At 33.8% G+C, this 210-nt stretch carries 1 protein-coding gene; it reads left to right on the plus strand.

The annotated features are described in order from the left end of the window. Positions 1 to 210: hypothetical protein (locus tag DIU01_RS14305; RefSeq protein ID WP_290835604.1), on the plus strand; the 210-nt coding region annotated here is incomplete at both ends.

Raw genomic sequence — 210 nt, forward strand, 5'->3', positions numbered from 1 at the left:
TTAAAAAACAATACCAACGCAATCATAATTTGTGGGATGAAAATGTAGATACGATGCCAATTTTTGGTACTATCGCATCACAATTCAATGATCCAGGAATGAACACGCTCTACAAATCTATCATGGATAAAATTGTAGAAAAGACTGGAGCCGATTTAAAATCTACTTTCGAAATCACACGTGAAATGAGCGAGAAAATTTTCGTAATTC

Source organism: Flavobacterium sp. (genome assembly GCF_003525665.1).
Taxonomy (GTDB): domain Bacteria; phylum Bacteroidota; class Bacteroidia; order Flavobacteriales; family Flavobacteriaceae; genus Flavobacterium.